Annotated in this window: 17 protein-coding genes; 9 read left to right on the top strand and 8 right to left on the bottom strand. The window is 65.6% G+C overall.

Annotated features, from left to right (window positions below):
• Positions 1–3: 3 nt before the first annotated feature.
• The 5 genes from LWP59_RS38745 to LWP59_RS38765 form a co-directional block, all read right to left on the bottom strand.
• Positions 4–1,614: a replication initiator gene (locus LWP59_RS38745; protein WP_144643592.1), complete on the bottom strand. Its 1,611-nt coding sequence runs from the start codon at positions 1,612–1,614 to the stop codon at positions 4–6.
• Complete coding sequence (locus LWP59_RS38750) at positions 1,611–2,012, bottom strand: hypothetical protein (RefSeq protein ID WP_229857377.1); 402 nt, start codon at positions 2,010–2,012, stop codon at positions 1,611–1,613. The genes LWP59_RS38745 and LWP59_RS38750 overlap by 4 nt, the downstream gene beginning before the upstream one ends.
• Positions 2,009–3,553, bottom strand: coding sequence for an FtsK/SpoIIIE domain-containing protein (locus LWP59_RS38755; protein WP_144643593.1), 1,545 nt, complete (start codon positions 3,551–3,553; stop codon positions 2,009–2,011). The genes LWP59_RS38750 and LWP59_RS38755 overlap by 4 nt, the downstream gene beginning before the upstream one ends.
• A gap of 513 nt (positions 3,554–4,066) precedes the next feature.
• Positions 4,067–4,351, bottom strand: a complete 285-nt coding sequence (locus LWP59_RS38760; RefSeq protein WP_144643594.1) for a GntR family transcriptional regulator — start codon at positions 4,349–4,351, stop codon at positions 4,067–4,069.
• Positions 4,352–4,365: 14 nt separating this feature from the next.
• Complete coding sequence (locus LWP59_RS38765; RefSeq protein WP_144643595.1) at positions 4,366–4,818, bottom strand: hypothetical protein; 453 nt, start codon at positions 4,816–4,818, stop codon at positions 4,366–4,368.
• Positions 4,819–4,997: 179 nt separating this feature from the next.
• Between LWP59_RS38765 and LWP59_RS38770 the strand changes: the two genes are divergently transcribed.
• Positions 4,998–5,765 carry a GntR family transcriptional regulator gene (locus tag LWP59_RS38770; protein ID WP_144643596.1) on the top strand — a complete coding sequence of 256 codons (768 nt, stop codon included), beginning with the start codon at positions 4,998–5,000 and terminating at the stop codon, positions 5,763–5,765.
• Between the two features lie 15 nt (positions 5,766–5,780).
• Positions 5,781–6,446: a YdcF family protein gene (locus tag LWP59_RS38775; RefSeq protein WP_144643597.1), complete on the top strand. Its 666-nt coding sequence runs from the start codon at positions 5,781–5,783 to the stop codon at positions 6,444–6,446.
• A 33-nt stretch (positions 6,447–6,479) separates the two neighbouring features.
• Here LWP59_RS38775 and LWP59_RS38780 read toward each other — a convergent pair whose 3' ends face one another.
• Positions 6,480–8,273: a DUF6119 family protein gene (locus LWP59_RS38780; RefSeq protein ID WP_186383516.1), complete on the bottom strand. Its 1,794-nt coding sequence runs from the start codon at positions 8,271–8,273 to the stop codon at positions 6,480–6,482.
• A 247-nt stretch (positions 8,274–8,520) separates the two neighbouring features.
• On the opposite strand from LWP59_RS38780, the gene LWP59_RS38785 reads away from it, so the two are divergent.
• Together LWP59_RS38785 and LWP59_RS38790 are read left to right on the top strand one after the other, a co-directional pair.
• Positions 8,521–9,144 (top strand): hypothetical protein, encoded by a 624-nt coding sequence (locus tag LWP59_RS38785; RefSeq protein WP_144643599.1) that lies wholly within the window; start codon positions 8,521–8,523, stop codon positions 9,142–9,144.
• 353 nt (positions 9,145–9,497) lie between these two features.
• Entirely contained in the window at positions 9,498–9,695 is a 198-nt protein-coding gene (locus tag LWP59_RS38790) for a hypothetical protein (protein WP_144643600.1), read from the top strand.
• 707 nt (positions 9,696–10,402) lie between these two features.
• Here the strand turns inward: LWP59_RS38790 and LWP59_RS38795 are convergent.
• A complete protein-coding gene (locus tag LWP59_RS38795; RefSeq protein WP_144643601.1) occupies positions 10,403–10,807 on the bottom strand; it encodes a hypothetical protein in 405 nt (134 codons plus the stop codon).
• A 139-nt stretch (positions 10,808–10,946) separates the two neighbouring features.
• The gene (locus tag LWP59_RS38800) at positions 10,947–11,180 is read right to left on the bottom strand and encodes a hypothetical protein (RefSeq protein ID WP_144643602.1); all 234 of its coding nucleotides are present in this window, start codon (positions 11,178–11,180) and stop codon (positions 10,947–10,949) included.
• Between the two features lie 259 nt (positions 11,181–11,439).
• On the opposite strand from LWP59_RS38800, the gene LWP59_RS38805 reads away from it, so the two are divergent.
• The 5 genes from LWP59_RS38805 to iolD all read left to right on the top strand — a co-directional run bounded on the left by LWP59_RS38805 (position 11,440) and on the right by iolD (position 16,306).
• Entirely contained in the window at positions 11,440–11,712 is a 273-nt protein-coding gene (locus tag LWP59_RS38805; RefSeq protein WP_144636692.1) for a PASTA domain-containing protein, read from the top strand.
• Positions 11,713–11,810: 98 nt separating this feature from the next.
• Positions 11,811–12,758, top strand: a complete 948-nt coding sequence (gene iolC / locus LWP59_RS38810) for a 5-dehydro-2-deoxygluconokinase (RefSeq protein ID WP_267903750.1) — start codon at positions 11,811–11,813, stop codon at positions 12,756–12,758.
• Positions 12,751–13,620 carry a Cgl0159 family (beta/alpha)8-fold protein gene (locus LWP59_RS38815; RefSeq protein WP_144636694.1) on the top strand — a complete coding sequence of 290 codons (870 nt, stop codon included), beginning with the start codon at positions 12,751–12,753 and terminating at the stop codon, positions 13,618–13,620. Before iolC ends, LWP59_RS38815 begins: the two co-directional genes overlap by 8 nt.
• A complete protein-coding gene (gene iolB, locus LWP59_RS38820) occupies positions 13,617–14,456 on the top strand; it encodes a 5-deoxy-glucuronate isomerase (RefSeq protein WP_144636696.1) in 840 nt (279 codons plus the stop codon). The genes LWP59_RS38815 and iolB overlap by 4 nt, the downstream gene beginning before the upstream one ends.
• A complete protein-coding gene (iolD, locus tag LWP59_RS38825; protein WP_144636698.1) occupies positions 14,453–16,306 on the top strand; it encodes a 3D-(3,5/4)-trihydroxycyclohexane-1,2-dione acylhydrolase (decyclizing) in 1,854 nt (617 codons plus the stop codon). The genes iolB and iolD overlap by 4 nt, the downstream gene beginning before the upstream one ends.
• Positions 16,307–16,313: the final 7 nt, after the last annotated feature.

Below are 16,313 nucleotides of genomic sequence, written 5' to 3' on the forward strand. Positions count from 1 at the left end.
TGATCAGGCCGCTTGCTGAGTTGCCGAAGTTTCTGGCTCCCCTGGTGGACTCGCGGCCAGTAGCGCCCGGTCGTACTCGGCCTTCCACGTGATCCGCTCGGCGATGGCCCGCATGAGCAGGTGCGCACGTGGCGGCGCGTCCCGATCGCCGGGGTCGACCTTGCGCCAGATCAGCCGCGAGGTGTCAACCTCCGGCTTCTCGATCCCGACGCCCGCGAGCATGTCCCGGACGAACGCCTTGCGGTCGGCCTTGTGGTCGACCAGGGTCTTGCCGGACCACTTGCGCGACACCAGCACCCGGCGACCAGGCAAGCCCAGCGTGGTCCGGCGGTGCGTCCGCCCCTTGCAGTGCCCTGGAGTCGTGCGGCTGGTCGCGCCGAGGGGCTGGATCCCGTACAGCAGCCACACCGCACACCGAGGCGAACACGGGGTGATCGACAGCTCGGCATGCAGCCGGTCGTGGTGCTCCCGCTGCCTCGCACTCGTGGCCTCGACCACCTCACCCGTCGACTTGGTGAGGTACTTGGTCAAGTACCCGATGTGCCGCCCGGCCTCCTCCGTGCCGCCGAGGATGCCCTTGGAGTGCACCTGCCGCCCGAAGGTCACCACGTGCGCGGGTTCCTCCACGTCCTCTATCGCGTCCTCCCACTGCCGCAACGGTGCCCGCGTCTGCGGGTCTACAAAGGACTTCGACCGCATGTCCCACACCGGCAGGTGCTCCCCGCCATAGACGGGCTGGTCATGGTTGGGCCACCACACTTGGTGGTAGGTGGCTTCGGTGACCTGCCGGACGACCTCATGGGGGATGGAGCCGCGCAGCGCGGTGTGCAAATGCGGGGCGGCCCGCTTCTGTGGCTCGACGGTGGCGAAGTACTGCACGTCCCACCCCACGACGCGGCGCAGGTTCTGCCACCACCGATCCACGAGCGAGGAGAAGTGCACGGCGTCGCGGGCGGCCCGCCGGTAGTCGTAGGTCGTCATGTCGACTGGGGTTCCGTCGTCGCGGACCCGCCCGTAGGTGTCGCAGGTCAGGGTGACGAACATCGAGGGCCGGAACTTGCCCGCGTACTCCCGCCCCACGGTGGTTTTGGCGACCTTCCGTCGAGGTAGGTTGGGTGCGTCCTGCCGCCGCTTGGTCGACCGCTTCTTCGGTCCCTTGCCGGGCAGGTCCGGTGAGGGCAGGCGGCCGCGCATGCCGAGTTGCCGAAGTTCGTCGTCGACGCCCCGGATCTCCTCGCGCAACTCGTCCGCCTGGCCCTCCTCCCCGGTCTCCACCGCCTCCCGATACCGCGCCACGAGGTCAGCCCGGAAGGCCATCAACTCCTTCTGATCGTCGGTGGGCGGGGCCGAGGTGAAGTCCGGTTCTTCGGTCAGGTGCCAGCCTTCGCGGCACTGGACCATCCGCAGCGCCTTCGCCTTCTTGGCGCACGGTGCACAGACGCTCTCGACCGTCGAGCCACAGGGCACGGCGACGTAGCGGAGTTCGCCGGTGTCGGGGTCGCCGACCTCCATGGTGAACGGCCGGACACAGACGCCGTACTTCTCGGCGGTGGCCTTCATGACCTCCGTCGACAGCGGCAGCCGCATCCGCTGAGCGCGGGTTCCCTCACTCATGCAGCCACCCCCTCGCCGAGGAGGTCCCGCAGCGCGTACAGCTCGTCCACCGACACGCCCTCGGACTCGCCGACCTCGAGAGGCACGAGACCGGTGCAGTCGGCGAAGGTGATACCGCCGTAGACCCGGAAGCGTGCCCCGCCGGCCACTCGTCCCCAGATGGTGATGTGCAGGGTTCCGTGGTCGGTGTGCCACCAGGTGGCGGTGACCTGGTCGAGGGTGTACGCCCACACCAGCAGCTCCGCGAGGTGCGACACGGCCGTACCGGGCGAGACCTGGACCTCGACCTCAGGCACGGCAGGGTTGAGGGTGACCGTGCAGGGCTCGGGCAGTGGGTGTTCGTGCAGGTGCGTCCAGAACGCCCCGGCCAGCATCTCCAAGCGAGTACGGATACTCATGCCGCAACACCGCCCTCGAAGCCCGGCAGGGACACCACGCTGCCACCGGCCACGAACGCTTCCAGTGCCTTCACGGTCTCGTCGGGCACCCACCCGGCGCGGACGCGCAAGGGTTCGCGGATGCCTTCACCCCACACGTAGCCGGTGCCCGCTTCGGACTCGCCGATCCGGTTCGCCCACGCGCCCCGCTCGTACGCCTGGTCGCCGAGGACCATGCCGACGTGGGACTTCGCGGTCACCCGCAGGCAGATACGGCGCGGGAACAACTCCCGGACGGGAACGGTCTCCTTGGTCGGTTCCTGCACGTAGCCGCGGACGGTGAACCCGAGTGCCCGGCCCTGCGTGGTCAGCAGCGCCACCTTCTCGATGATCGCTTCGCGGGTCTTGCGGTCGGTGTACTTGGTCAGCGCCCCGATCTCGTCGAACTCGACCAGCTCCAGCGGGTTGTCCGTGCTGACCGGCACCGCACGGACCCGCCCGGCGAACTCGCGCTTCCGAGTGTCCATCGCGGTCACGAGGTCGTTGAGGACTTCGAGCGCATCGGCCGGAGTCACGGCGTAGCGGTGGAAGATGTCGCGCCCGTAGGCCAGCTCCATGCCCTTCGGGTCGATTCCCGACACTCGCACGAGGCCATCCCGGATCGCCGGGGCGATCGAGACCAGCGGGCACCACATCACCGAGTTCTTCCCCGCACCCGAGGCACCGGCGACCAGGGTGTGACTGCCGGAGCCGTACAACGGGAGGTGCCAGTCCTGCCCGTACTCGGTCCGTCCGGCCCACACCCGTCGCAGGTCCACCCTGCCCTCGTCCAGGGGCGGGCACTGCACGGGTGCGGCGAGCAAGTCACGTCGCTGGAAGTCCAGGGACACGACGTTCGGCCCCACCTCCCGCACCTGACACCGCGAAACCTTCCGCGCTGAGGCCAGGGCGCGAGCGGCCTCGTCGAAGTCCTCCGGCTTCTGACCGGGCACCAGCACCACGCGGACCTCATCCCAGGAGGCCCCCGACTTCACCCGCCGCACCCTCGGAACGTGCACCCGCGACTCCTGCTGATCACGGTTGATCTTCTTGCACCCGACCAGCGTCACGGTCACGTCGACGGGCACAGTGTCGTCCTTGACGCTCAAGCCGCACGCATGCAGCCAGCCAGGCAGTTTCGGCATGTAGACCGCCCACCGGAACCACCAGGAACGCAGCGGACCGCCCGCCCACTGATCGAACGAGACGAGGTGGAACCTGCGCCAGGACAGAAGTCCAGCGGTCACGACGGTCGCGGTCACGACGAGCGAGAGCCAGCCGAGCCACAGGCACCATGAGGCAACAGCGACGACAGTCAGACTCGTTCGAGGATGCGTCACGATCTCCTTGACAACCCAGACGAAGGCCCTGATCAGTGACCACAGGGCAATGAACACGACGGCGGTCGCCGCGAGTGCTTCGGCGATCGAGGCGAGCGCACGGCCGAGCTTGTGCAGCACCCACACCACGACCGCCAGGCCAACGCCGCCGAGGAACAGGACTCCGAAGGTGTGTGCGCTCATCGAGCACCCCCCGGAACCGGAAGCGGCAGGCGTCCAGCACACGAAGCGCACTCCGTGTCGCCGGGGAATAGCCGAGCGAATTTCTTGCACGCGGCACACCGCTGCGGGGCGCGACCGCTTGACACGCGTTGGTTCGCGTTGTCTATGGTTTCCACTTGTCTGCTCCAACGGGTGGACAGCGCAGAAGCGGGAAACAGGTTGGTAGCCAGGGTTCCGCTTCTGCGCCTTGACTTTCTGAACGAGGACGCGATTCATCGCCGCACGAGTGGGCGTGCGTTCTTGTCTACTGTGGATCTTCGGTCAGAGACCTTCGAACGGGCGGAGCGTGCAGGCTCTGCACACATGGACTCTGTCGCGGATCAACCGATGTGGCTGCCCGCAGAGCAAACAGCGCCTACGGACCAACCAGCGCCGTCGTGACGGTCGTAGTCTTGAAGACACCACGATCACCCCTCTGGGATTGGGCACGGAGGCGGACAGGCCTGCAATCCCGCGCCCGCCCCCGTGCTGGTCCTAAGTCCTGCGTTTCGCCACGTAGGTCCCCTTGGATCGGACCGTGACCAGCAGTCCGCGATACCGGAGAATCCGCGTGGCGTGCCGCGCCGTTCCCAGGGACACGCCGTACTCGGCTGCCAGATCCCGTTCACTGGGGAGTGGAGTGTGCGCAGGTAGTTCGCCGGACACGATGCGAGCGGCCAACTGAGCAGCCATCCACTCGTAGACGTAACCCGGCTGACCACCCGGCTGCCCCTTCGGTGGTTCTTCCTCCTCAGGTGACGAGTGGTCCTGGAGCACCATCAGTCCTTACCTCCTCACGCGGCCTTTGCCGACTGCTCACCGTTGGTCGGCGACTTGCCCGCACGGCCGCCGGTCGCCGCCTTGAACCCAGTCGCGCGGAACACGTAGGACTGGTACTTGAACTCGCCGGTACCGGACACGCGCGGCTCAGCCGTCAGCCCCTCCAGCTCGATCGGCCGCATACCCGGCAGAACCTCACTCGTCGTCGGAACCGGCTGGACGTCCGCCAGGAACGTGACCTCGTACGAGGCCCGCTTGGCATTCGGCTCGGACGGGTCTGTCACTGTCGCCTTCCACTGCCGCTTGCCCGTCACCTCATCGATTCGCTGACGCGCAGGCCGACCAGCGCTTCGGTCCTCCCGCGACTGATACTCGTTGTTCGGCGAGACGTCGCCGACCATGACCAGACCCTGCGGAAACGCCTCATCAAACTCGATCGGGAACCGATGCCCCTTCGAGATCGCCATCTCGTGAACCCTTCGTCGCTGTCACCATCGGAGACCCCTCGGGTCTTAACCTCCGCATTAGAGGTAGTTCTATTAGACACCCCGCGACAGCTTTCGTCAATAGAACTATCTCTATATGTCGGCTGGACCGTTGGCCAGCGATACCGCTAGCGTTATCGCGCAACGACGAAGGAGGTCCCGTGAGCATCGGGTACCGAGAGCTGGCCTCGACCCTGCGCGATGCGATCCAGAAGGGCGACTACGGCCCGGACACGACGCTGCCCAAGCAGGAGGAGCTTGCCGCCGAGTACGGGGTCAACGTCAACACCGTCCGCAAGGCCATTGGCGTCCTGGAGGCTGAAGGGCTGGTCACTCCGATCCGCCGTCGTGGCACCGTCGTCCGTGCCCGGCCGCCCATGAAGCGCCTTGGTGCCGACAGGTATGCGAAGAGCAAGTGGAAGTACGGCGACACGGTCGCGTTCATCGCAGACCGCGAGGCATCCGGGCGTGAGTGGAAGCCCACCGACCAGACCCAGACCGTGAACAAGGTCGTCGCGGACAAGGAGATAGCGGACGCCCTGGGCGTCATGGTCGGCTCGCCCGTGTACGAGCGCGCCCGCCTGGTCAGGGACGCAGGACACCCGACCCACACGCTGACCAGCTACTACCGTCCCGCTGATGTCGAGGGCACCCGGTTGGTCGACCCCACTCCCGGCCCGGCCGGCCGAGGCGGCGGCTTCCTGGTGTTGACACTTCAGGGGCTGGAGCCCGACACCATCACCGAGACCTTCTACTCGCGCATGCCCACCCCGGCCGAGGTCGAACAGCTCGAACTTCCCGCCGGTGAGCCGGTGATGATCCTGCAACGCCGCACGTTCACCGAAGACGGTCGCGTGATCGAGTTCGCCCGAGGCGTGCACGCCGCGAGCCGCTTCTCCTGGTCGTATACCTTCAAGATTCCCGACTGACCAGGAGCTTCACCGATGCCCGAGCGTTCGACCCACATCCCGGACGAGCTACGCACCGACGTCGAAACGCTCTGGAACTACCACGACATGCACCACGAGCTCCGGCCCACCGACGTCGGCATCGGACTCGGCAGCCACGACCTCGGCGTCGCGACCTACACCGCCGAGCTGTACCACCAGGGCATGTTCCCGCTCATCGTCTTCACCGGGGCGAACGCCCCCACGACGATCGAGCGCTTCCCGCGGGGCGAAGCCGTCCACTACCGCGAAGAGGCTTTACGGCTCGGCGTCCCCGACGAGGCGATCCTCATCGAGACCGAGGCGGGCAACACTGGGGACAACATCACTCTCACCCGGCGACTGCTGGAGGAGCGGGATATCAAGGTCCGGTCCGTGACGCTGATCAGCCGTCCGTACCAGCAGCGCAGAGCGTACGCGACCTGTAAGAAGCTCTGGCCCCAGGTCGACGTCGTTTGCGCGTCTCGGCCGCAGCCGTTGGATGAGTACGTCGAGTCCATTGGGGATGTGGACCGGGTGATCAACATGCTCGTCGGGGATACGCAGAGGATTACGGTCTACGCGGAGCGTGGCTATTCGATAGCGCAACGCATGTCCCAGTCGGTTCTCTTCGCCTTCCAAAGACTTTCCCAAGCTGGGTACACGAAGCGACTAATAGCCTAACTTCGCGAGTGAGAATACGGTCGGCGCGGCCAACTACTTCTGGACATTCGTCGCCGCACCCTTTTTTGTGTGCACTAGCCTGAAGGTAATCCCTTTTCCCTTGAGTTCCTGCCGGGTCGTTATGACTTCCCTTCTTGCAATGTGTGAAGGTAGTTCTGTTTCGAAGGTTTCGCGAGTGAAATCAGTTTTCGTCGCGGCTAGTACGACGTAACACCTTTCCTGTGCGTCGAATAGTGCCAGGAATTGCTCTTCGGTCAGAGTAGAACTTGAATTCTCGGCGTTTGCGGCCCACTCTTTGTAGTAAGCTCGAAGCTGAGACTTTTCGTGCTTCAGGTCAGATTCAATCACGTCTGCCGCTGTGGCAATCTGCGAGCAGGCGTCCCGCATCTTGGCATCAAATCCGTCCTTTACCTGGATGACGTAGAGGACGCCCGAGGCTTGATCCTGTAACAACAGATCGAATAGTTCGATCTTGCCCCTATCGCTGACTGCAAAGATCTTGTCACCGTAATAGTAGTTCTCCGCAGTAGCCTGATTTCGGTTGAAGCCGTCCTCATCCTTGGCAGTCCAGGGCTTCTTTCCTGGAAGATCACTCAACAATATCCGGTCCGGCGCATCAAAGGTCTCTTCCAGAAAGTCAGTCTTGAGGTTTTCAAGGAACGTTCCTTGGCTGCGGTACCAGATCTTGTCTAGCAAAAAATAGGTATCACCATTAGATTGCACCTGAGCGTGGAAGTACTTGTGCAACTCGTGCACGACTCGATGCGATTCGTTGTCTTCATCGGCAGGAAGATAGCTAAGTCGCATCGACTTAACCTTTTCGTAGAAGAGTCGCGAGTCCTCTAAAATTTCCACCCGAAGTTTGTCCAGTAAGATATTTCTGAGGTGTTCTTTCTCTGGTGGATCGGCAGCTAGTATGGGCCACCTGCCGAGCTTGAAGCTGGTTCCAGCATAGTACTGGGCCACATCTTCTGGATCGCAGATGTCGAGATCAATGCTTTTGCCCTCGACCAAATACAATCGAAATTCCTCGATTAGTCGTCTATTTAGCTGCTCCCTATGCCCTTTAGGCTTAACGGGATACAGACTGTCGAGAAACGAGAGCTCGAGAGCATGTTCCTTTGTAGGCTCAGGGAGTGCCTCTAGTTCATGCACAAGCGAGATTAGTTGCCGTAGATCTAGGCTTTTCCTGAGCACGAAGGAGGACTTTAACTCCAGCGCGGGAGGCCTATTGGGGTCGATAATCGCACGGAGGTAACTCTTCGGTCCGAGCCTGGTGCTATCGAGACGACCAACGAGTCGCTTCCAAACCTTGCCAAATGACTCGCTCTTTGAGATCGAATATCCATATCGATAAGTTTCTGTCCTGCCTGTCCGCGGCCCGGTAATCTCCCTGACATCAGCTTCTTTAAAATTGTTTGCTATCAGCTTTTTCGCGGTATCGAAGGCGAAGCTGTAATCTACGTAATCGCTTAGGATTCTATACCCGTTGCCAGATGTGATCGCAAATAGCGAGCTTTTGGTTGCGATGAAAAGGCATACATCAAGCGAACTGCGGAAGAACTTTTCTTCGTCCTCTTCTGAGGCTAGGTAACTCTTCAGGAAAGGCAGCAATCCACGTGACCAGGCTGATCGAACCCAGAGTTGCAGTTCAACAGATGCAAACGGTTGATCAGTTTGGATCTGCTCAAGCTTTTGGTACTGCGATGGATTACCTTTTCTGAGTTCGGAATACCGAGAAAGGATATGATCGACAGTTTGCACGGGTGTTTCGTCGTCTTCGACGACCAACTTCCAGATCGCGTTGTTCGATCGTTTTGAACTCACGCCCACCTCGCCCCGTCGCGACACGTCACTGTTCGTGTATGAGTTATCGCGTTCCGGAGGCCGGGTTGTTACGGCCTGCGCTGGTAGTGTTACCAATCGTTGCTCATGTGAGATCAACAATCGTTTGGCGGTTTAGGTGCCGAACTTGGCTCTATGGGATCAAGAGCGGCGCGCAAGCGCGCCGCACGGCCACTCGGCCTGCCGCTCCGCTCCGGCCGGCGGCCGCGGTTGCAGCTAGCGTCCTCTCATGACCGACGACTCAGAGTCGAGCGAACCACCAGCGTGGCCGATCACGGTGGAAGCGCCACCGGTGACGCTCGTGGGGTGGCCATCCTTCGCCGACGATGCGCGCATGTTGATGGCGCTGGGCGCCGTCGTACGCGGTGCATCGAAAATCGACTACGTGCTACGAGACCTGTACTGTGCGCTTGTTGGTAGCGCATATGCGGCCGTCACAGCGGGTGGATCGATGACGAGCTGGCTCCTTGGCGAGTGCGATGCCCTGGTCAAGTCGAATCGTGAGACCGGTTCTGAGGGTCGCGGCCGGTTGCTGCAGTTGATCAGCGAGGTCAGGTCGCTGGCGAGCGAGCGGAACCGTTTCGTTCACGACGTCTGGGTGACAGGTCTCACCCCGGGGCACCGGCTGATGCGGAGTCGCAATTCGCGTTACGAGATGGACGTTCGGGCCGTGCACCTGGACGACTTGGTGAGAGTCGCGAACGGCTTCGAACGCTCAGCCGTCGCGGTAAGCACTTGGATCGTCGAAAACTTGGGGTATCAGGCAGCTGGGTTCGGGAGCCAATTGCGGTTCGATGAAGAGGACAAACGACGCTCCGACACGGACCCTGACGCCGGTCAAGGAGCTGGGTAGAGCCATCCCGGCGATCTCCTCACGGCGCGCCCGAGGGCAGCCAGACCGGGCGGCACCGGCCAAGGGCGCTTCGCGGCCTCCGGCAGACCCTTGACCGGCACCACCCGGCCCGGCAGGGATGAACCCGCGCCGCGAGGAAATCACCTCAGCAGGGGAAAGGTTGGGAAGAAGACGGTCGGGTGCGTGTGCCATTAGCGTGCCATTAAGGCCGGTCAACGGCGGCCACCCCGAGGAAGACTCGACCGCAGGTCAGAGGCACCATCCTGCATGATCAAGCCGGTTCCCAAGCTGAATACGCAGAATTGGGCATCGTTATTGCCTCACCCACGGGCTAGAGTGCCCTTGTTGGTGGGTTGAGCCCGGCGATCAGCTGGGTCTCGACGCTGCTCGCTCTCCTGTTGATCCTGAACGTCGCTTCCAACCTCGACCTCCACAAGCTAGCGAGGAAGGCGGCCAAGCGGATGAAGAAGATCATCGAGAAGTACGTGGCGCTGGTACCTGCTGCGATGAAGGTTGGTGTCCTGCACCTGCTCATGGCAGCGTCGAGCTGAGTCCACCAACGCACGTTGCAGCAAGATCATCTCCCCGCTTTTTCCCCGCAAAACGATGACAGACACCGAGAAGCTGCCAGATTCAGCGAGCGTTTGCGTTCGCTATCCGGGCAGCCCATGGGTACCGCCGACAAGCGACGGCAGACGACCAGTGGCACAGTCATCTACTCCGTAGGTTCTGGGTTCGAGCCCCAGGCGGCCCACTTCTAGCCCTGCTCAGAGCGCGCCGCAGGCCGCTCGGCCTGCCGCTCCGCTTCGGCCACCGGCCCGCCGGCTACCACTCTTGATCGGCTTGCGAATCGAGCGACTTCGGCACGTGCACTGCTCGGAGCGATCCGTCAGCGTGGTACCGGCCTTCTGCTTCGCCGATCAGCCGCACCGCACGAGGAAACACCGCTGGCGTGCTCCTCGACGGCAGCAGCGGACGGCCGTGCAGGACCGCCCACGCCTCTCGTCGCAACCGGCGAAAGCTCTCCCACCCATGGTCAGTAGCCGCGACCTCGTCAACCGCCGTTCTGACAGCCCCCCGTGAACGCGGTCAACGCCCATACCCGGTCGTCACTCCACCCGCAACGCGCCGCCACCAATTGCGCTAGCACATGCTAAGAGCTGTCGCCTCCACAACGACCTCGCCGATCACAGCCGGCAGATCGCGTCCTAGATCCTTCACCTCGACCCACATCCGCCCAAGACAGTGCGGCGACCTGCTAGGTGTCGCGGATGGTCACGCTCCAATGGACACCGTCCGAGGCGTAGACGTAGAGGAAGTAGTTTCCGCGCTGCCAGCCAGGCGCCACGTCGGCTCCGGGGCGGTATCGCTCTACGACTGTCACATTCGAGAAAGGGTCGCGACCGGTTGTCATGAGGTCGATGGAGAAGTAGCAGTCATCAGGCCGGCAGGCGTGCGCACCTTCGGCCGGCAGTGTCCAGTCGACATCGTATGAGCCGTCCAGGGGGAAGGGATTCGACCGGGCGGTGCCGTATCCCTCGACGCTGATGATCGTGCCCGGAGGAGGGCTGGACCTGCCTTGGATCAAGGGCGCCGCGGTGACGGACTCGCAGGCCGTGAGTGCGAGCACGAGCGTGGCGAGAACGAGCAAGTGAGCGCGCATGCCAAGGCTCCTGACTCCGAGAAGCTGATCACGGTGCGACCCTCAGTGTGCTGCCTCGCGAGGCAGGTGTCAGCTCTCCGATCAGCGCGACCTCGGCGCTGTCAGATCGACCTCGAGCGCGACGAACGACGGGACGCTGTCAGTGCCACTCGACCACGAGCTCGGCAAATGGGAGCGGCGCGCTAGAGAACGGCACCCCGCGAACCTGGTCGGGTTCCTGCTCGAAGACGACAACTCGATCCTGACCGACAACGCGGTCGCGGCGAACCGGCTCAAGCATGTCGTCGACCGGCCCAGGGGACGCCCTGCACTTCGACGGCAGCGTGGAGAAGTTCAGCGAGAAATTCCCGGTGCCCCTGCGGATCGAGGTCACGCGGACACGAGGCGTTCTGGGTTCCGACTAGCCCGCGTCGCGCACTACAGCTGAAGCCAGACCTGGACCGCCTGACGCCTACCTGTTCGGCGGCGGCGGGACAGGGGGCGCCGGTGGCTCGGGCGGCGGGGGTGGCGCCGGTGGCTCGGGTGGTTGCGGCGGCTGCGGTTCGGGTGGGGGCGTCGGCTGGACCATGGCTTCCTCCTCGATCGTCGTCCGTTTCCGGCTACCCGGCGCCCCGGCCATCTAAAATCGACGTATGCGCGGACATCGTCCGGTGACCGAGGTACCCGACGTGGTGGGGTTGGGCGCCGAGGACGCCTGCGACATCGTCCGCCGCGCCGGGCTGGTGCCGCGCGGGCCCGAGGGCGAGGCCGAGCCGGCCCCCGGCATCGTCGTCGCGCAGGCGCCCATCGCGCCCGCGGGTGCTGAGCAGGGCAGCGAGGTCGTCCTCTGGACCCAGCTCGGCCCCGGTTCCGGTGCCGACACCACCCCGCCGCCCCGGCCCGAATCCGCGCTCCTGCCTGCCTGAGGGGTATTGACAGCCCCCTGCGCCGCGCCGCATAGTGCTCGTACTAGAGCGCGCTAGTAGCGCGCGCTACCGGCGCCAGCACGAGGAGGTGTGCCGGGGTGAGCTTCGACCTCGTCACCATGGGCCGGATCGGGGTGGACATCTACCCGCTGCAGACCGGCGTCGGCCTGGAGGACGTGACCTCGTTCGGCAAGTACCTGGGCGGCACCGCCACGAACGTGGCCGTCGCGGCCGCGCGCTACGGGCAGAACTCGGCGGTGATCACGAAAACCGGCGCGGACCCGTTCGGCCGGTTCATCCACCGCGCGCTGCGGGGCTACGGCGTGGACGACCGGTTCGTCGGCACCAGCGAGCACCTGCCAACGCCCGTCACGTTCTGCGAGATCTTCCCGCCGGACGACTTTCCGCTGTACTTCTACCGTTTCCCGCAGGCGCCGGACCTGGATCTGCACCCCGGCGACGTCGACCTGGACGCGGTGCGCAGCGCGAAGATCTTCTGGGTCACCGGCACCGGCCTGTCCGAGGAGCCCAGCCGTTCGACGACGCTGGCTGCGCTGGAAGCCCGTGGCCGCCGCGGCATCACCGTGCTGGACCTGGACTACCGGCCGATGTTCTGGAAGTCCCGCGAGCAGGCCAGGGAATGGATCGGCAAAGCGCTCGATCACGTGACCGTCGCCGTCGGGAACCTCGACGAGTGCGACACCGCGGTCGCCACGCGCGAGCCCAGCGAAGCGGCGAAAGCTTTGCGAGACAGGGGAATCTCGCTCGCCGTCGTGAAGCAGGGGCCCAAGGGCGTGCTCGCGGTGGACGACGCCGGCACGGTGGAGGTGCCGCCGGTGCCGGTCGAGGTGGTCAACGGTCTGGGCGCAGGCGACGCCTTCGGTGGCGCGCTGTGTCACGGGCTGCTCGCCGGCTGGGACGTCGCACGGATCATGCGCTTCGCCAACGCCGCGGGGTCGTATGTGGCGGGCCGGCTCGCGTGCTCGGACGCCATGCCCACCGAAGCACAGGTCCTGGCGAAGCTCGAAGAGGTCGGGAGTGTCTGACAAGGTGCGGGCGATCGTCGACGTACGGGTGCGCAACCCGGAGTTGATCGCGGCCGCGGCGGCCACCCGCGCCAGGGCGCCGTCGCTGTTCGGCGGCCACGGCCGGATGATGATCATCGCTGCCGACCACCCGGCCCGCGGTGCGAACGCCGTCGGCGCCGATCCGCTCGCGATGGCCGACCGCGGCGAGCTGCTGGACCGGTTGTGCGTCGCGCTGGCGCGGCCCGGGGTCACCGGAGTACTGGCCACCGCGGACATCCTCGAAGACCTGCTGCTGCTCGGCGCGCTCGAAGGCAAGACGGTGCTCGGGTCGATGAACCGGACGGGCCTGGCCGGCTCGGCGTTCGAGATCGACGACCGGTTCGCCTGCTACGACGCGGAATCGCTGGCGCGGATGCGCTTCGACGGCGGCAAGATGGTCACCCGGATCGCACTCGACGACCCGCACACGCCCGGCGCGCTCACCGACACCGCGCACGCGGTGAACGAACTGGCCGATCGACGCTTGATCGCGATGATCGAGCCCTTCCTGTCCCGCTGGACCGGCGGGCGGATCACGAACGACCTGACGCCCGAGGCCGTGATCCGGTCCATCACGATCGCCTCCGGTCTCGGCCGCACCTCCGCCTACACCTGGCTGAAACTGCCCGTGGTCGCGGAGATGGAGCGAGTGCTCGCCTCCTCCACGCTGCCCGCGGTGCTGCTGGGCGGCGAGGTGAAGGACGCCGAAGTGGCATTCGCCGCCTGGCAGAAAGCGCTTTCGCTGCCGACCGTGCAGGGGCTGGTGGTGGGACGGTCGTTGCTGTACCCGCATGACGCGGATGTGGCCAAGGCAGTCGACACGGCAGTGGGGTTGCTATGAAGTTGTATCGCGAGGCGGGCAGCACCGCCGAAGGACCGTTCGACGTCGTCGTCACGCCAGAGTCCGCGGGCTGGGGCTACTCCGGCCTCCGGGTGCTGGAGCTGGACGGCGCGGAAACCGTGACGACCGGCGAGTTCGAGATGCTCGTACTGCCGCTGTCCGGTAGCTGCGCGGTCCAGGTGGACGGCGAAAGCTTCGAACTGGCCGGACGCACCGGCGTGTTCGACGCGGTCACGGATTTCGCTTATGGGCCAAGGGATACCGAGGTCACCATCACCGGTCGCGGCCGGTTCGCCCTGCCCGCGGCCAAGACGGAGAAAACGCTTCCCGCGCGCTACGGCCCGGCCGAGAACGTGCCGTCGGAGCTGCGCGGTGCCGGCAACTGCAGCCGTCAGGTCAACAACTACTGCCTGCCCCAGACGTTCGACGCCGACCAGTTGCTCGTCTGCGAGGTGCTCACGCCCGGCGGCAACTGGTCCTCCTACCCGCCGCACAAGCACGACGAGCCGCGCGAGGGCGAGAGCGTGCTGGAGGAGATCTACTACTTCGAGGTCGCCGACGGCGGCATGGGCTACCAGCGCGTGTACGGCACGGCGGACCGGCCGATCGACGTCCTGGCCGAGGTCCACACCGGGGACGTCGTGCTGATCCCGCACGGCTGGCACGGGCCGTCGATGGCCGCGCCCGGCTACGACCTCTACTACCTCAACGTGATGGCCGGTCCCGGCCAGGAGCGGGCCTGGCTGATCTGCGACGACCCGGCCCACGGCTGGGTGCGCCGGACCTGGGAGTCCCAGGAGGTCGACCCGCGCCTGCCGTTCGGGAGGAAGTCATGAGGCTCACCACGGCGCAGGCGCTCGTACGGTTCCTGGCCGACCAGTACTCCGAACGCGACGGCGTCGAGCAACGCCTGATCCCGGCCACCTGGGGCATCTTCGGGCACGGCAACGTCGCCGGGCTCGGCCAGGCGCTGCTGCAGAGCACCGCCGAGATGCCGTACCACCTGGCGCGCAACGAGCAGGGCCAGGTGCACGCGGCGGCGGCGTTCGCGAAGATGCGCAACCGGCTGCAGACCTTCGCGTGCACGGCGTCCACCGGTCCCGGCTCGACGAACATGATCACCGGCGCCGCGCTGGCGACCACGAACAGACTGCCCGTGCTGCTGCTGCCGAGCGACATGTTCGCCACCCGCGTGGCGGATCCGGTGCTCCAGCAACTCGAGGACACCCGCGCCGGTGACGTGTCGGTCAACGACGCGTTCCGGCCGGTGTCGAAGTACTTCGACCGCATCTCGCGCCCGGAGCAGCTGATCCCGGCGGCGCTGGCCGCGATGCGCGTACTGACCGATCCCGTCGAAACCGGCGCGGTGACGCTGTGCCTGCCGCAGGACGTGCAGGCGGAGGCGTTCGACTGGCCGGAGGAGTTCTTCCGGCGCCGGGTGTGGCACGTTGGGCGGCCGGCGCCGGAGGAGGCCGCGCTGGAGCGTGTGGTCGAGCTGCTGCGGGGCGCGAAGTCGCCGTTGATCGTCGCCGGTGGTGGGGTCGTGTACGCCGAGGCGTGGCCCGAACTGCGCGCGTTCGCCGACGCCACGGGCATTCCGGTCGCCGACACCCACGCCGGCAAGGGCGCGGTGCAGTGGGACCACCCGTGTGCCGTGGGCGGCCTCGGCTCGACCGGCACCTCGGCCGCCAACGCCCTCGCCGCGGACGCCGACGTGGTCCTGGGCATCGGCACCCGCTACAGCGACTTCACCACCGCGAGCCACACGGTCTTCGGCCGCGGCGTCACCTTTGTGAACCTCAACGTGGCGCGCCTCGACGCGGCGAAGCACTCGGCCGAGATGTTGCTCGCCGACGCGAAGCTCGGTATCAGGGCGTTGCACGAAGCGCTCGGCGGCTGGCAGGTCGAGGACGCGTACCGGGCGCGCACCCGGGCCCTCGCCGACGACTGGCAGCGCAAGGTCGACGCGTGCTTCACCCTGGGCCACGGCCCGCTGCCCGCGCAGACCGAGATCCTGGGCGCGCTCAACGCCGCGCTCGACGACCGCGACGTGGTGCTCAACGCCGCCGGCTCGATGCCCGGCGACCTGCAGATGCTTTGGCGGGCAAGGGATCCCAAGGCCTACCACGTCGAATACGGGTACTCCTGCATGGGCTACGAGGTGGCCGCCGGGGTCGGCACGAAACTCGCCGCGCCCGATCGTGAGGTCGTCGTGCTCGTCGGTGACGGCTCGTACCTGATGATGTCGCAGGAGCTGGTCACCTTGGTGGCCGAGGGGCTCAAGGTGATCGTCGTGCTCGTGCAGAACCACGGGTTCGCCTCGATCGGCTCGCTCTCGGAATCCCTCGGCTCGCAACGGTTCGGTACCTCGTACCGGTTCCGCGGGAAGGAGTCCGGCCTGCTGGACGGCGATGTGCTGCCCGTGGACCTCGCCGCGAACGCCGAAAGCCTGGGCGCGACAGTGCTGCGGGCGTCCACAGTGGACGAGTTCCGCACGGCGATCGCACAGGCCAAGACGAACGACCGCACGACCGTCGTGCACGTCGAGACCGATCCGGCCGGCCCGAACCCGCCCGGCTCGGCGTGGTGGGACGTGCCCGTCAGCCAGGTCTCCGAACTCGACTCCACCCGGAAGGCCTACGAGGACTACTCGGCGGCCAAGCAGAGCCAGCGGCACTACCTGTAGGAGCAGC

The organism is Amycolatopsis acidiphila (assembly GCF_021391495.1).
Taxonomy (GTDB): Bacteria; Actinomycetota; Actinomycetes; order Mycobacteriales; family Pseudonocardiaceae; genus Amycolatopsis_E; species Amycolatopsis_E acidiphila.

Coding starts and splice junctions, on each gene's coding strand:
- LWP59_RS38745 (WP_144643592.1), bottom strand. CDS start 1,614: ATGAGTGAGGGAACCCGCGCTCAGCGGATGCGGCTGCCGCTGTCGACG.
- LWP59_RS38750 (WP_229857377.1), bottom strand. CDS start 2,012: ATGAGTATCCGTACTCGCTTGGAGATGCTGGCCGGGGCGTTCTGGACG.
- LWP59_RS38755 (WP_144643593.1), bottom strand. CDS start 3,553: ATGAGCGCACACACCTTCGGAGTCCTGTTCCTCGGCGGCGTTGGCCTG.
- LWP59_RS38760 (WP_144643594.1), bottom strand. CDS start 4,351: ATGGTGCTCCAGGACCACTCGTCACCTGAGGAGGAAGAACCACCGAAG.
- LWP59_RS38765 (WP_144643595.1), bottom strand. CDS start 4,818: ATGGCGATCTCGAAGGGGCATCGGTTCCCGATCGAGTTTGATGAGGCG.
- LWP59_RS38775 (WP_144643597.1), top strand. CDS start 5,781: ATGCCCGAGCGTTCGACCCACATCCCGGACGAGCTACGCACCGACGTC.
- LWP59_RS38785 (WP_144643599.1), top strand. CDS start 8,521: ATGACCGACGACTCAGAGTCGAGCGAACCACCAGCGTGGCCGATCACG.
- LWP59_RS38795 (WP_144643601.1), bottom strand. CDS start 10,807: ATGCGCGCTCACTTGCTCGTTCTCGCCACGCTCGTGCTCGCACTCACG.
- LWP59_RS38805 (WP_144636692.1), top strand. CDS start 11,440: ATGCGCGGACATCGTCCGGTGACCGAGGTACCCGACGTGGTGGGGTTG.
- iolB (WP_144636696.1), top strand. CDS start 13,617: ATGAAGTTGTATCGCGAGGCGGGCAGCACCGCCGAAGGACCGTTCGAC.
- iolD (WP_144636698.1), top strand. CDS start 14,453: ATGAGGCTCACCACGGCGCAGGCGCTCGTACGGTTCCTGGCCGACCAG.